This is a genomic window from Corynebacterium zhongnanshanii, from assembly GCF_014490575.1.
Classification (GTDB): Bacteria; Actinomycetota; Actinomycetes; order Mycobacteriales; family Mycobacteriaceae; genus Corynebacterium; species Corynebacterium zhongnanshanii.
This window is the reverse complement of record NZ_CP061033.1, coordinates 1,822,012-1,837,179: the sequence shown is the minus strand read 5'-3', so window position 1 is coordinate 1,837,179 and position 15,168 is coordinate 1,822,012. Positions and strand designations below refer to the sequence as shown.

Here is a 15,168-nt window from a genome sequence, read left to right as displayed (position 1 = left end):
GAAGTTCACGTGCTGGACGTTAACTTCTTCGATGAGCTTCGCATCGGACTCGCTACTGCTGACGATATTCGTCGTTGGTCCCGTGGTGAGGTTAAGAAGCCTGAGACCATTAACTACCGTACTCTCAAGCCTGAGAAGGACGGTCTGTTCTGCGAGCGTATTTTCGGACCTACCCGCGACTGGGAGTGTGCTTGTGGTAAGTACAAGCGTGTCCGCTACAAGGGCATCATCTGTGAGCGCTGTGGTGTAGAGGTCACCAAGTCCAAGGTGCGCCGTGAGCGCATGGGCCACATTGAGCTGGCTGCACCTGTGACTCACATTTGGTACTTCAAGGGTGTTCCTTCCCGCCTGGGTTACCTGCTGGACTTGGCTCCGAAGGACCTGGAGAAGATCATCTACTTCGCTGCCAACATCATCACCTCTGTGGATGAGGAGGGTCGCCACAACGACCTGACCACCTTGGAGGCAGAGATGCTTCTGGAGAAGAAGGAAGTGGAGGCTGACCGCGATGCCGAGCTGGCTGAGCGTGCTCAGACTCTGGAGGAGGATCTGGCTCAGCTGGAGGCCAATGGTGCCAAGGCTGACGCGAAGAAGAAGGTGCAGTCCGCGGCTGACCGCGAGATGCGCCACATCCGTGAGCGTGCGGAGCGTGAGATCGACCGTTTGGACGAGATCTGGAACACGTTCGTGAAGCTGGCTCCGAAGCAGATGATTGTGGATGAGAACATCTACACCGAGCTGCAGGACCGCTATGAGGATTACTTCACCGGCGGCATGGGTGCGGAGGCTATCCAGACCCTGATCCGCGGCTTCGACTTGGAGGCCGAGGCCGAGTCCCTGCGTGAGGTCATCCGCGATGGCAAGGGCCAGAAGAAGCTGCGTGCTCTGAAGCGCCTGAAGGTGGTTGCCGCCTTCCTGCGTTCCGGTAACGACCCTGCGGGCATGGTGCTGGATTGCATCCCTGTGATCCCACCAGAGCTGCGTCCGATGGTTCAGCTGGACGGTGGCCGCTTCGCCACGTCCGACCTGAACGATCTGTACCGCCGCGTGATTAACCGCAACAATCGCCTGAAGCGCATGCTGGATCTGGGTGCGCCTGAGATCATCGTGAACAACGAGAAGCGCATGCTTCAGGAGTCCGTGGACGCCCTGTTCGACAATGGCCGACGCGGCCGTCCAGTCACCGGCCCAGGTAACCGTCCGCTGAAGTCTCTGTCTGACCTGTTGAAGGGTAAGCAGGGCCGCTTCCGCCAGAACCTGCTGGGTAAGCGCGTGGACTACTCCGGTCGTTCCGTGATTATCGTGGGTCCTCAGCTGAAGCTGCACCAGTGTGGTCTGCCGAAGCTGATGGCCCTGGAGCTGTTCAAGCCATTCGTGATGAAGCGTCTGGTGGAGAAGAGCTACGCGCAGAACATCAAGTCCGCTAAGCGCATGGTGGAGCGTCAGCGTTCCGAGGTGTGGGATGTGCTGGAAGAGGCCATCGCCGAGCACCCTGTGATGTTGAACCGTGCACCAACGCTGCACCGTCTGGGTATTCAGGCCTTCGAGCCTGTCCTGGTGGAGGGTAAGGCTATCCAGCTGCACCCTCTGGCCTGTGAGGCCTTCAACGCCGACTTCGATGGTGACCAGATGGCTGTGCACTTGCCACTGAGTGCTGAGGCGCAAGCCGAGGCTCGTATCCTGATGCTGGCCTCCAACAACATTTTGTCTCCTGCGTCCGGTAAGCCTCTGGCTATGCCGCGTCTGGACATGGTGACGGGCCTGTACTTCCTGACGATGCCGAAGGGCCGCGAGGAGTTCGGTGGTCAGGGTGCGTACACCCCTGCCACGGAGGATGCTCCTGCTCAGGGCGTGTACTCCTCCCTGGCTGAGGCCATCATGGCGTTCGACCGTGGTGTGCTGGGCCTGCAGGCTCCCATCAAGGTGCGCATCAGCCACCTGCGTCCGCCTGCGGACATCGAGGCTGAGCTGTTCCCCGATGGCTGGCAGCGTGGCCAGACCTGGTTGGCGGAGACCACCTTGGGTCGCGTGCTGTTCAACGAGCTGCTGCCGTGGAACTACCCGTATGTTGAGGGTGTGATGGCGAAGAAGCCTCAGGCTGCCATCATTAACGACTTGGCTGCGAAGTACCCGATGATTACCGTGGCACAGACCGTGGACAAGTTGAAGGATGCTGGTTTCTACTGGGCTACTCGTTCCGGTGTGACTATCACCATGCATGACGTGCTGGTTCTTCCGAACAAGCGTGAGATCCTGGACTCCTACGAGGCCAAGGCTCGTGTGATTGAGAGGAAGATGGCGCGAGGAAAGATCAACGAGTCCGAGCGCTACCAGTCCCTGGTGGACCTGTGGAAGGAAGCTACGGACTTCGTGGGTCAGTCTGTGGAGGACCTGTACCCGGATGACAACCCAATTCCGATGATCGTGAAGTCCGGTGCTGCCGGTAACATGCGTCAGATTTGGACCCTGGCAGGCATGAAGGGTATGGTCACGAACTCCCTGGGTGACTACATCACCCGTCCGATTAAGACCTCCTTCCGTGAGGGCCTGTCGGTGCTGGAGTACTTCAACAACTCGCACGGTTCCCGTAAGGGTCTGGCGGATACAGCTCTGCGTACCGCGGACTCGGGTTACCTGACTCGCCGTCTGGTGGATGTGGCGCAGGACGTCATCATCCGCGAGGACGATTGTGGCACCAAGCAGGGCGTGGTCATGAACGTGGCCGATGCTGTGCTGGATGCTGAGGGCAACCCCACGGGTCAGTTCACTCGCGCGGACTTCGTGGAGACGTCTGTGGCTGGCCGTTACCTGGCCGCCGACGCCACGAACGCTCAGGGCGACGTGCTGCTTGCTGCCGGTGAGGTGATTAATGATTCTGATATCGACGCCTTTATCGCCGCGGGGGTTGAGACCGTCAAGGTTCGTTCCGTGTTGACCTGTGCTACCGCGACGGGCGTGTGCTCGACGTGCTACGGCAAGTCCATGGCGACGGGCAAGAAGGTGGACATCGGTGAGGCTGTGGGTATTGTGGCCGCGCAGTCCATTGGTGAGCCCGGTACTCAGCTGACGATGCGTACGTTCCACCAGGGTGGTGTTGGTGGCGACATTACGGGTGGTCTGCCTCGTGTGCAGGAGCTGTTTGAGGCTCGTGTGCCGAAGGCGAAGTCCCCGATTGCCTCCGTGGATGGCCGCGTGAAGATTGAGGACGACGATAACTTCTTCACCTTGACCATCGTCCCTGATGATGGTTCCGAAGAGGTTGTGTACGAGAAGCTGTCGAAGCGCCAGGGCTTGGCTACGCTGGCCAACGGTGGTGTGGAGCGTCCGATCCGCGATGGCGATAGCGTCAAGATGGGTCAGCAGTTGCTGAAGGGCTCTGCGGATCCGCATGAGGTTCTTCGTGTGATGGGCCGCCGTGGTGTGCAGCAGCACCTGATTAACGAGGTGCAGAAGGTGTACCGCGATCAGGGTGTGGCTATCCACGATAAGCACATTGAGATCATTGTGCGCCAGATGCTGCGCCGCGTGACGGTGATTGATTCCGGTTCTACGGAGTTCCTGCCTGGTTCGTTGGTGGAGCACGCTGATGCTGTGGCTGCGTCCAAGGAAGCTGTGAAGTCCGGTGGACGTCCGGTGGAGGTCCGTGCGGAGATCATGGGTATCACGAAGGCCTCCCTGGCTACGGAGTCCTGGCTGTCTGCTGCGTCCTTCCAGGAGACCACTCGTGTCCTGACGGATGCTGCGATCAACAAGCGCTCCGATAAGCTGATCGGTCTGAAGGAGAACGTGATCATCGGTAAGCTGATCCCGGCTGGTACGGGTATCGCGCGTTACCGCAACATCACGGTGGAGCCTACCGAGGAGGCGCGCGCTGCAGCGTACTCGCTGCCATCGTCCTTCGGTGATGGCTTCTATGGTGATGACGCCTACGGTGACTTCACCGGAGCTGCAGTTCCGCTGGATGACCTGCAACTCTAAGGGGTCCGCTGCCGTGAGAAAGGCTTAGCTTTCTCCCGGTAGTGTGACTTCATACACGAGCACGCCGTCCCACTGACATGTGGGACGGCGTGCTCGTGTATTTGCGGGGGGGGGGGGGGAGGCGGAGTATTAGACTGACCGGAGATTACTCACTGACGTTGTGGATGAGTGTACGGAAAAAGAGAGTCTCTGCTGTGACCCTACTGACTAAGAAAATAGTGTTATCCGCGGTGATCGCCGTGGAGGTTGTGCTCCTGGCGATGGGCGGGACGGCGCTCGCGACGCGCGACTCCGGCTCGAAGAACGCTGACACGCAGGCTGCGCAGCCTGCAGGCAACGATCCACAGCCGGAGGAGGGTGGCCCTGCTCCCGAGGCTGGGTCCGAGGACCAGCCCACCGAGGATTCCGGATCCAAGCTGGCTGATCTGTACGCCGGTGTGTTGGATAACCCCTCCCAGGTGGACTTCTCTAACGCGGACATGGGCGAGTACGGGGGAATGGGCACCGGGGAGTTGCAGTACGCGCTGCACGACGTGAACGGTGATGGCCAGCCGGAGCTGCTGCTGAAGGACAGCCAGTCCGTGGTGCGTGTGGTGGGTGCGAATGATTCCAAGGACGCTATCGTGCAGTACGATCCCACCTTCTGGTTGGGAAGTGGTCCGAGCGGACGGCGCCGCGCGGCCCTGTCTGTCGAGAGTAGCGGCAGTGGAGTGATCTACACCGAGACCGAAGGCATGTCCGGGGACACCACCTCTACTCCGTATTCCGGCCAGGGCAACAGCCTGGTTCCGAGTGGAGAGAGTTGGAACTACCGCATCGACCAGACCCCTGGGGATCTGGCAGGCCGCGAGGAGCAGATTAACTGGATTTCCGCCGGGGATCGCTCCGCGTTGGACGCTCTGCGCGGTGGTGGCTCCGGTGCGCCGTCCGGTGACGGCCAGCCTGTGCCGCAGGCCCAGCCCGCTCAAGAACAATCCAACGGTTGGGGTCCACCGTCAAATCCGAACAATGAAGTAACCGGAACAATTCGTGAGCTAACTGCCCAGGAAATAGTGGACCTCCAAGGATTGGACGGATTTCCAAACGGAAAGTCAGATGCCAATCGTACGTATGTTGTTTTGATCTTGGATTCGCCAACGGAAATAAATGCATACTCCTGGGGTCCTAAAGATATTAAAACGGGTGTTACAAAGATGATATTCCTCTACAAAGAGAGCCCAAGTAAAGCGGGTAAGCATGTGACCACTCAGTTAAACCCTGATAAAACAACGTGGGCAAGTGACGCTGGTCTGCCTTTAAAGGAGCCCCGAAGTGATCTAACCTTCTAGGATGACCATGCAACCCCACCGACGGACGAGCGAACCATGACAGAGAATCAGAACCCACCCCATCAGCAACCCGCGAACTGGCAATACCAGGGCCCGTATCAGCAGGGCCAGCCCTCCCCGCAGAATCAGCCTGCGCAGAAGGATCAGCGGATCGTCACGATCCTCGCCACCATCGCAGCGGTGCTGGCCGTAGCGCTGCTGGCGGTGGGTGGCCTGCTGCTGTTCACCGGCCAGGACGAGGAGTCCCTACAGGCAGGCACCTTCTCCGAGAAGGCGGACGGTGCTTCCTCGAGCGACGCTTCCGAGGAGCCGAAGGAGAAGGACAAGGGTCGCCCCACTAAGTCCGAGCTCCCAGCCGGTGTGGTGGCAGTCAACGATGCCGCCCGTAATAACGAGCCGGTAGGCAACCTGAACTCCGTGTGGAAGTCCGGCCCCACATCGGTTCCCTTTGCCCAGGCCGTGCGCAACGAATACGTGAAGAAGTGGTCAGAGAAGAAGGACAACTACAACCTGACCATCGATGTGTACAGTCCGGTCATGTACACCACGTACACCATGAACTGCCAGGATAAGGGCAGCTACGTCCACTGCACGGGCGGTAACAACGCGAACGTGTACATCGCCTAACACCCGCCCAGTGCGACCAATGTAGTAAGCTGCCGTGAAGCCCACCTGTCAACCGCGTGGGAACACAACTGGAGGTGGAGGTGAACGTGCGGACGCACCAACAACCCCCGGCCGGCCGGCTCTACACCGCGATGGCCACCCGCTCGGCAGCGCAGGTCATCGCCGCCTATTCCACCAGCTTCAGCCTTGCGACCCGCCTGCTGGATGCACAGACCCGCCAGGACATCCGCAACCTCTACGCGGTGGTCCGCATCGCCGATGAGATCGTCGATGGGGCCGCCGCCACCGGCACCTCGGAGCAAGCACAGACCCAGAAGGCAGCGCTGCTGGACGCCTACGAACAGCAAGTCATGGACGCTCCCGCACACCCCTTCCACACCGACCCGGTGCTGCACGCCTATGCGGACACCGCCCGCCGCTGCCACCTCGAGCCCGAGCACATGCAGGCCTTCTTCGCCAGCATGCGAATGGACATCCGCACCACGGAGCACTCCCCGGAAAGCCTCCAGAGCTATATCTATGGCTCCGCAGAAGTCATCGGGCTGATGTGCCTGGCGATCTTCCTGCGCGGACAACATCGCTGCCCAGCAGAGCTTCGGCAGTTGCGCGCCGGCGCGCAGGCGTTGGGCTCGGCCTTCCAGAAGATCAACTTCTTACGGGACCTCGGCGACGATTACGCGCACCTGGGCCGCCTCTATTTCCCCGCCGCCGCGCAGAGCACCGAGACCACCGCACACAACGGGCACACCCTCACCGACGCCACGAAAACCCACATCGTTGAAGAGATCCGGGGGGAGGTGCGCTTGGCGTCGGAGGCAATAGATCTTCTCCCGCTGCGCCCGCAGATGGCAGTGCGCGCGGCCACGGACCTCTTTGCCACCCTGCTGGAGGACATCAACGCCACCCCCGCCGCCGCCCTGCCGCACACGCGCGTGTCCGTCTCCACCCCGCGCAAAGCCGGCATCGCGCTGCGCGCCACCGCCACCACACTGCGCCGATGGCGGCCACACAGGAGGACACCATGACTCACCCCCACGCCAGTACCGACGAGCTGGTGGTGCTGCTTAGCTCCGACGGCCACCCCATCGGCACCCACCCCAAGGCCACCGTCCACACCCATGACACCCACTACCACCTGGCCTTTTCCTGCTACCTGGTGAACCAGGCCGGGCAGGTGCTGATCACCCGCCGCGCCCTGACTAAGGTGGCGTGGCCGGGCGTGTGGACCAATTCCGTCTGTGGTCATCCGGCGCCGGGGGAGAGCTTCGCCGATGCTATCCGACGCCGGGCGCGCCACGAACTCGGCATGGACATAGAACCACCGGAGCTGGTGCTGGGCGGCTTTTCCTATCGCGCCGTGGACGCCAGCGGGATCGTGGAATGGGAGAAGTGCCCTGTGTACGTGGCCAGGGCTGCGAGCGAGTGTCAGCCAAACCCGGACGAGGTGTGCGACTTTCAGTGGGTGGAGGCGGCGTCCGTGCTGCGGGCGGTGGATGCGATGCCGCGGGCGTTCAGCCCGTGGATGGGCGAGCAGCTGGCGCACCAGGAGCTGCGGGCGCGACTGGAACGCGGCTAGGCAACGACGGCTAGACAACGACAGCCCCCAGTGTGCGGGCGGCTTGCTACACTAGCGCCCATGGGTTTTGGATATCGTAAAACAAAGAAAATCGGTCCCTTCCGCTTCACCGCCAGCAAGTCTGGCGTGAGCTCGTCAGTGGGCGTGGGGCCATTCCGCATCACCCGCAATGCGCGCGGCAAGATCAGCACCAGCTCCCGCACCGGCATTCCCGGGTTGAGCTTCCGGAAGCAGTGGAAGTAGCGCGGCGCTGGGCGTCGGTTTCATGGGGGATAGGGGGATCGCGCACGGTGAGGTTGCTGCAGGAGCGCGGGAGGATCGCAGCAGGTTTGGTGAAACCGCCGCGCTCTAGTAAACTGCTTCTTTAGTCCCTAAACAAGAGGATCATCCGGCGGATTGAATGTCGCAGCCAGCGAAGAACAATCCCGTGTGGCCATGGGTCACCGCATCTGAAAACGCGCAGGATTTTTACCCCGTAGGCCAGCGAAAGCGGCTGACGGGCTTACGCACGTTTACAGAGGATATCCTCACTGGCCGTCAACGGTGAATGGGAAACGACAAGCCACAAAGAAGAAAGTCGGTACATGCCAACTATTCAGCAGCTGGTCCGCAAGGGCCGTCACGACAAGACCGCCAAGGTCAAGACCGCTGCGCTGAAGGGCTCCCCTCAGCGCCGTGGCGTGTGCACCCGCGTGTACACCACCACTCCAAAGAAGCCTAACTCCGCACTGCGTAAGGTCGCCCGTGTGCGCCTGACCTCCGGCATCGAGGTATCCGCATACATCCCAGGTGAGGGCCACAACCTGCAGGAGCACTCCATGGTCCTCGTCCGCGGTGGACGTGTGAAGGACCTCCCAGGTGTTCGCTACAAGATCATCCGCGGTTCCCTGGACACCCAGGGTGTTAAGGACCGCAAGCAGGCTCGCTCCCGCTACGGCGCAAAGAAGGAGAAGTAAGACATGCCACGTAAAGGTCCTGCACCATCACGCCCATTGCCCAAGGACCCAGTATACGGCGACGTTATCGTCTCCCAGCTGGTGAACAAGGTCCTGCTGGACGGCAAGAAGTCCACCGCAGAGCGCATCGTCTACGGTGCCCTGGAGACCTGCCGTGAGAAGACCGGCACCGACCCAGTGCTCACCCTGAAGAAGGCTCTGGACAACGTCAAGCCAGCCCTCGAGGTTCGCTCCCGCCGCGTGGGTGGCGCAACCTACCAGGTTCCTGTTGAGGTTCGCCCAGGCCGCTCCACCACCCTGGCACTGCGTTGGTTGGTGACCTTCACCCGCCAGCGTCGCGAGAACACCATGACCGAGCGTCTCGCCAACGAAATCCTGGACGCATCCAACGGCTTGGGTGCATCTGTGAAGCGCCGTGAGGACACTCACAAGATGGCAGAAGCCAACCGCGCATTCGCACACTACCGCTGGTAGTCGCACGCGCCGCTGTTGCGCGCTGCGTGTGACTGCGTGGCTGCCGCGCACTGACGCGCTGCGAGGCATGACCACGCCCAGCGAGTCGCGCGACGGCGCGCACCGCAGCCCGGTGGGAAGAATCGATCACTTCCCACGGCTACGTAGACAGCATGAAACCACGTGGCGTCGTTGAACAAGCGAAAACGCACCACACGTGGCAAAATAGATCGAGTACGTAAACATCCTGCGGCACAACTCACCACGCAGCCTCCACGCAGGCGCCGTGCGAAAGTGTCGCTCAACAATGAAACGAGCGGGGAATCCCTGTGGCACTTGAAGCGCTGACTGACCTGAAGAGGGTCCGTAACATCGGCATTATGGCGCACATCGATGCTGGTAAGACCACCACCACCGAGCGCATCCTTTTCTACACCGGTATCAACCGTAAGGTGGGCGAAACCCACGACGGTGCATCCACCATGGACTGGATGGAACAGGAGAAGGAGCGCGGTATCACCATTACCTCCGCAGCTACCACCTGTTTCTGGAAAGACAACCAGATCAACATCATCGACACCCCTGGTCACGTTGACTTCACCGTCGAGGTGGAGCGCTCCCTGCGTGTCCTGGATGGCGCTGTCGCCGTATTCGACGCCAAGGAGGGCGTGGAGCCACAGTCCGAGCAGGTGTGGCGCCAGGCTTCCAAGTACGACGTCCCACGTATCTGCTTCGTCAACAAGATGGACAAGCTGGGCGCTGACTTCTTCTTCACCGTGGACACCATCGTTGAGCGCCTGGGCGCCAAGCCACTGGTGATGCAGCTGCCTATCGGCGCTGAGGACGACTTCGACGGCGTGGTCGACCTGCTGGAGATGAAGGCTCTGGTCTGGGAGGGCGTTACCCCCATCGGTACCGAAGCATCCGTTCAGGACATCCCAGCAGACCTGCAGGAGAAGGCTGAGGAGTACCGCGAGAAGCTCATCGAGACCGTTGCTGAGTCCGACGAAGAGTTGATGGAGCGCTACTTCTCCGGTGAAGAGATCACCATCGACGAGCTGAAGGCTCAGATCCGTAAGCTGACCGTGAACTCCGAGGTCTACCCGGTCTACTGTGGTTCTGCCTACAAGAACAAGGGCATCCAGCCCATGCTGGACGCAGTGGTGGAGTTCCTGCCTAACCCAATGGACGTTGGTTCCATCAAGGGCACCGAAGTTAACGACACCGAGAAGGAGCTCATCCGCAAGCCTTCCAAGGATGAGCCATTCTCCGCACTGGCCTTCAAGGTCGCCGTGCACCCATTCTTCGGTAAGCTCACCTACGTTCGCGTGTACTCCGGCTCCGTGGAGACTGGTGCTCAGGTCACCAACTCCACCAAGGGTAAGAAGGAGCGCGTGGGTAAGCTGTTCCAGATGCACTCCAACAAGGAGCAGCCAGTAGACAAGGCCTCCGCAGGCCACATCTACGCCTTCATCGGTCTTAAGGAAACCACGACCGGTGACACCCTGTGTGACGCCTCCAACCCAATCATCCTGGAGTCCATGGACTTCCCAGACCCAGTGATTGAGGTGGCCATCGAGCCTAAGACCAAGTCCGACCAGGAGAAGCTGGGTACCGCTATCCAGAAGCTGGCCGAAGAGGACCCAACCTTCACTGTGAAGCTGGACGAAGAGACCGGCCAGACCGTGATCGGCGGTATGGGTGAGCTTCACCTGGACGTGCTGGTGGACCGCATGAAGCGCGAGTTCAAGGTGGAAGCAAACGTGGGTGCCCCACAGGTTGCCTACCGCGAGACCATCCGCAAGCCAGTCGAGAAGCTGGAGTACACGCACAAGAAGCAGACCGGTGGTTCCGGTCAGTTCGCTCGCGTGATCATCTCCATCGAGCCATACGAGCCAGAAGAGGGATCCGAGGAGACCTACGAGTTCGCAAACGCCGTCACCGGTGGTCGCGTTCCTAAGGAGTACATCCCATCCGTTGACGCTGGTATCCAGGACGCCATGCAGTACGGCTACCTGGCTGGCTTCCCGCTGGTGAACATCAAGGCCACCCTGGAAGACGGCGCCTACCACGAGGTTGACTCCTCCGAAATGGCCTTCAAGCTGGCCGGTTCCCAGGCCCTGAAGGAAGCAGTTGCCAAGGCAAAGCCAGTGCTGCTGGAGCCAATGATGAACGTTGAGGTTGTGACCCCTGAGGAGTACATGGGTACCGTTAACGGTGACATCAGCGCTCGCCGTGGCCAGGTGTACGCCATGGAGGACCGCTCCGGCGCGAAGGTTGTTCGCGCGAAGGTTCCACTGTCCCAGATGTTCGGCTACATCGGTGACCTGCGTTCCTCCACCGCGGGACGTGCGAACTTCTCCATGGTGTTCGACTCCTACGCAGAGGTTCCATCCAACGTGGCAGCGGACATCATCGCTGAGCGCACCGGCGGTCAGTCCTAAACTTCTGACCCCACAGGACACTACCTAGAAGCTTCGGCGCCGGGTGGGCACGTGCGGTGCACGTGCCCACCGGAAGCGCTGACAGTCTCCAGGGTAGGGGCCTGCACGTCACATCCTTCAGCACTCCTTCCCCATGAGCTAGTAAAGCCGGGGGAGGTGTGAGAGCCCTAAATTGTCTCTAGGGTGTAAATGCCGTAGGATGCGGTGTGCTGGCCGTTACCCATCGGCACGGAAGAGCGTGTAACCTGGACAAGGTACATGCCGTCTTCACAACCCGATTGTTACAACGGCACTAACAAAGCAAGCCGGGGAAGCTCCTCACCGGGAGCAGGTACGGCGAATTAAGGAAACACATGTGGCTGCGAGAGTCGTAGCCACCGAGAAGTCCAGGAGGACACAAAGTGGCGAAGGCTAAGTTCGAGCGTTCCAAGCCGCACGTTAACATCGGCACCATTGGTCACGTCGACCACGGCAAGACCACCACCACCGCTGCGATCACCAAGGTTCTGGCTGACAAGTTCCCAGAGGCCAACAAGTCTTTCGCTTTCGATGCCATCGACAAGGCACCGGAAGAGAAGGAGCGCGGCATCACGATCAACATCTCCCACGTGGAGTACGAGACTGAGAAGCGCCACTACGCACACGTTGACGCTCCAGGTCACGCTGACTACATCAAGAACATGATCACCGGTGCTGCTCAGATGGACGGCGCTATCCTGGTTGTCGCTGCAACCGATGGCCCAATGCCACAGACCCGTGAGCACGTGCTGCTGGCTCGCCAGGTTGGCGTTCCTTACATCCTGGTTGCACTGAACAAGTGCGACATGGTTGACGACGAAGAGCTCCTCGAGCTCGTCGAGATGGAAGTTCGTGAGCTGCTGGCTGAGCAGGACTACGACGAAGAGTGCCCAGTTGTGCACATCTCCGCTCTGAAGGCTCTCGAGGGCGACGCTGAGTGGACCGAGAAGGTTGTCGAGCTCATGCAGGCTTGCGATGACTCCATCCCAGACCCAGAGCGCGAGACCGACAAGCCATTCCTGATGCCAATCGAGGACATCTTCACCATCACCGGCCGCGGTACCGTTGTTACCGGCCGTGTTGAGCGTGGCGTTCTGAACCTCAACGAAGAGGTTGAGATCCTGGGTATCCGCGAGAAGTCCACCAAGACCACCGTCACCTCCATCGAGATGTTCAACAAGCTGCTGGACACCGCAGAGGCCGGCGACAATGCTGCACTGCTGCTGCGTGGTCTGAAGCGCGAGGACGTTGAGCGTGGCCAGATCGTTGCTAAGCCAGACGCTTACACCCCTCACACCGAGTTCGAGGGCTCCGTCTACATCCTGTCCAAGGACGAGGGTGGCCGCCACACCCCATTCTTCGACAACTACCGCCCACAGTTCTACTTCCGCACCACCGACGTTACCGGTGTTGTGAAGCTGCCAGAGGGCACCGACATGGTTATGCCAGGCGACAACGTTGAGATGTCTGTCACCCTGATCCAGCCAGTCGCTATGGACGAGGGTCTTCGCTTCGCTATCCGCGAGGGTGGCCGCACCGTTGGTGCAGGCCGCGTGACCAAGATCAACAAGTAATCAACCATTACTTGCTGTTCGGTCCTGAGGGCTAGCGTATAGCCCGACCACAGTGAAGCCCGCCGGCTATTCCTTTAAAGAGGATGGCTGGCGGGTTTCTTTTTGCTTTCTATGGCTGGTTCTGGTCTTCCTCGCGGTGGTGCTTCTCCCAATGCCGACGGTTGATGTAGAACACTGGAAACACCAGATATTAGGCGAAGTAGACAGCATTTCCGAATAACAAGGCTGTGTTTCCTATTTTCGGATGATCAGGGCAGTTTCTCGTTGAGTGCACATTTTCCAGCCAGTATGGCGATTGACGCCGCCAAACCCGCAGGACCTCCGAGGGCTGAAAATCCATAAGTTAACGCGGCACTGGCTCCGGAAAGCGCAGCCATACCGAGTATTTTTTCGGCAGCTTTTCTAAATTGTTTGCCTTGTACTAGGTGTGCAATCTCGATTGCGTCAGATGTTGAAATAGGACTGCCTAAAACACCTGTGGCAATGCATTCACCATAGCTTGCCCAGCCTCTGAAGGATGTGTCGCCAGGCACAGGCGCGTTCATGAAGTCCGCGAGGGTCTGTGCGTCGTCTGTTGAGATTCCATGCCGGGCCGCGGCTGCAGGGTCAGCATGCCAATTGCCGAACTCGTCTTCGATCACAACTTCGCTGAACAGTGTCTCAAAACCTTGTTCGAGCTCATCGACCAGAGCTTGCTGATCCGCTGTGGTTTCGGGACTTGTGGTCGCGGCAGTGGTGGAGTTGGTGTCTGCAGCGGTGTCGGCTGCGGTGGCAATGCCTGGCGTGACGAGCGTGGCAGTCAACAGCAGGCAACTGGTTGTGGCGGTCAGTTTCTTCCAGGGTCTCATGGTGTCTCCTCTGTAGGTGGGGCGAATTCTTGAGATGTCCGTTGGAGGAGATCTCAAGAATGTGATGTACGTCTCCCACTGTAACGACAATGCAGGAAGCTTGCTACCCTTATAAAACTATTAGAACCGCAAACCCATACCGCCGGCCACATCAATGGATGCTCCGGTGATATAGCTGGATCGGGCTGACGCAAGAAAGGTGACCACGTCCCCTAGCTCCTGAGCATCGCCAATACGCCGCAGGGGAATGTCCTCGGACACCGTCTTGCTGAAAAACTCCTCCATGCTGAGCTCAGGTGCTCGCTTGGATCGGATATTCTCCCACTGAGGAGTTTCAATCACGCCGATATTCACAAGATTTACCAGGATGCCCTCTGATGCCAGATGCGCGGCCCATGTCTTGGTGAGATTCTCATCAGCTGCTCGGAACACTGAAGTGGAAAAGAATCCAGGATCCGGCACGCGTCCGTACACCGAACCGATATTGATAATGCGAGGCTGATCCGATTTCCGTAGGTAGGGAAGTGCTTCCTTAATGAGCCTTTGCCACGAAAGAACCTTAATATTAAAATCCGCCTCAAAAGCCTCATCGGTGATCGTTGAGGGGGAACCAGGGTGAGCTCCACCGGCGTTGTTCACCAGGATATCCACTGCGCCGAGATCCTGTGCAGCGGCGCTAACGAACTCGCGCACAGCTTGCCCATCGCGTACATCCGCCGTATAACCGACGACCCGCGGGGGAACTTCGGGAAAAGTGGAGTGCGCTGTTTCACGGAGGCTGTTGACGGCGTCGTTTATCTCAGATTCGGTACGGGAGCATATCGCAACATTCGCACCCTCGGTGACTAAAGCGGCGGCAGTGGCGAAACCCAGCCCCTTCGATCCGCCGGTGACAATGGCGGAACGTCCGCGTAATCCTAAATCCATGTTTTCCTTTCGAGTTTGTCGTTGAGTCAGGCCAATGCGTCATCGACGGGAACCTGCAAGCCCACCATCAGGCTATTGGTTTTGCTGGCAACGCCAATCACGCGATGAAGCTCAGCTAATTGAGCATCCGTTAAGCCTAACTGACGAGCAGCCGCCGTGTGACTCCGCACGCAATACGTGCACCCATTGGCCACAGACACAGCAATGTAAATCAATTGTTTCGTGAGTACGTCCAATTCGCCGTCAGGACTCAAGACGGATTTCACATCCGCCCAGGTTTCCTCGAGCAGTGTGTCATTATTCGCCAGTACTCGCCAGACGTTATTTACATAGTGTGTGGAACGAGTAGTGCGAATATCCTCGAACACTTTCTGTGCGCGTTCGGACAGCTCGTCGTCCTTCAAGACGGGCATCAGGGGAGATAATTGTTCCATGTGCA

Annotated in this window: 13 protein-coding genes; 10 read left to right on the top strand and 3 right to left on the bottom strand. The window is 59.5% G+C overall.

Annotated features, from left to right (window positions below):
* The first annotated feature begins 9 nt into the window (after nt 1–9).
* The 10 genes from IAU67_RS08260 to tuf all read left to right on the top strand — a co-directional run bounded on the left by IAU67_RS08260 (nt 10) and on the right by tuf (nt 12,954).
* The gene (locus IAU67_RS08260; RefSeq protein WP_151842193.1) at nt 10–3,978 is read left to right on the top strand and encodes a DNA-directed RNA polymerase subunit beta'; all 3,969 of its coding nucleotides are present in this window, start codon (nt 10–12) and stop codon (nt 3,976–3,978) included.
* Nucleotides 3,979–4,172: 194 nt separating this feature from the next.
* Nucleotides 4,173–5,306, top strand: coding sequence for a hypothetical protein (locus IAU67_RS08255; RefSeq protein ID WP_151842192.1), 1,134 nt, complete (start codon nt 4,173–4,175; stop codon nt 5,304–5,306).
* A 36-nt stretch (nt 5,307–5,342) separates the two neighbouring features.
* The gene (locus IAU67_RS08250) at nt 5,343–5,933 is read left to right on the top strand and encodes a hypothetical protein (protein WP_151842191.1); all 591 of its coding nucleotides are present in this window, start codon (nt 5,343–5,345) and stop codon (nt 5,931–5,933) included.
* 56 nt (nt 5,934–5,989) lie between these two features.
* Nucleotides 5,990–6,958: a phytoene/squalene synthase family protein gene (locus tag IAU67_RS08245; RefSeq protein WP_342355612.1), complete on the top strand. Its 969-nt coding sequence runs from the start codon at nt 5,990–5,992 to the stop codon at nt 6,956–6,958.
* Entirely contained in the window at nt 6,955–7,509 is a 555-nt protein-coding gene (gene idi / locus IAU67_RS08240) for an isopentenyl-diphosphate Delta-isomerase (RefSeq protein WP_151842190.1), read from the top strand. Before IAU67_RS08245 ends, idi begins: the two co-directional genes overlap by 4 nt.
* Nucleotides 7,510–7,569: 60 nt before the next feature.
* Entirely contained in the window at nt 7,570–7,752 is a 183-nt protein-coding gene (locus tag IAU67_RS08235; RefSeq protein WP_151842189.1) for a DUF4236 domain-containing protein, read from the top strand.
* 341 nt (nt 7,753–8,093) lie between these two features.
* Complete coding sequence (rpsL, locus tag IAU67_RS08230; protein ID WP_112768809.1) at nt 8,094–8,465, top strand: 30S ribosomal protein S12; 372 nt, start codon at nt 8,094–8,096, stop codon at nt 8,463–8,465.
* Between the two features lie 3 nt (nt 8,466–8,468).
* On the top strand, nt 8,469–8,939 hold the full coding sequence (gene rpsG / locus IAU67_RS08225) for a 30S ribosomal protein S7 (RefSeq protein ID WP_151842188.1): 471 nt from the start codon (nt 8,469–8,471) through the stop codon (nt 8,937–8,939).
* A gap of 308 nt (nt 8,940–9,247) precedes the next feature.
* Complete coding sequence (gene fusA, locus IAU67_RS08220; RefSeq protein WP_151842187.1) at nt 9,248–11,362, top strand: elongation factor G; 2,115 nt, start codon at nt 9,248–9,250, stop codon at nt 11,360–11,362.
* A gap of 401 nt (nt 11,363–11,763) precedes the next feature.
* Nucleotides 11,764–12,954, top strand: a complete 1,191-nt coding sequence (gene tuf, locus IAU67_RS08215; protein WP_151842186.1) for an elongation factor Tu — start codon at nt 11,764–11,766, stop codon at nt 12,952–12,954.
* A 248-nt stretch (nt 12,955–13,202) separates the two neighbouring features.
* Here tuf and IAU67_RS08210 read toward each other — a convergent pair whose 3' ends face one another.
* The 3 genes from IAU67_RS08210 to IAU67_RS08200 all read right to left on the bottom strand — a co-directional run bounded on the left by IAU67_RS08210 (nt 13,203) and on the right by IAU67_RS08200 (nt 15,163).
* Nucleotides 13,203–13,802, bottom strand: coding sequence for a hypothetical protein (locus IAU67_RS08210; RefSeq protein WP_151842185.1), 600 nt, complete (start codon nt 13,800–13,802; stop codon nt 13,203–13,205).
* Nucleotides 13,803–13,922: 120 nt separating this feature from the next.
* Entirely contained in the window at nt 13,923–14,729 is an 807-nt protein-coding gene (locus IAU67_RS08205; protein WP_151842184.1) for an SDR family NAD(P)-dependent oxidoreductase, read from the bottom strand.
* A 26-nt stretch (nt 14,730–14,755) separates the two neighbouring features.
* Complete coding sequence (locus IAU67_RS08200; protein ID WP_151842183.1) at nt 14,756–15,163, bottom strand: carboxymuconolactone decarboxylase family protein; 408 nt, start codon at nt 15,161–15,163, stop codon at nt 14,756–14,758.
* Nucleotides 15,164–15,168 lie beyond the last annotated feature (5 nt).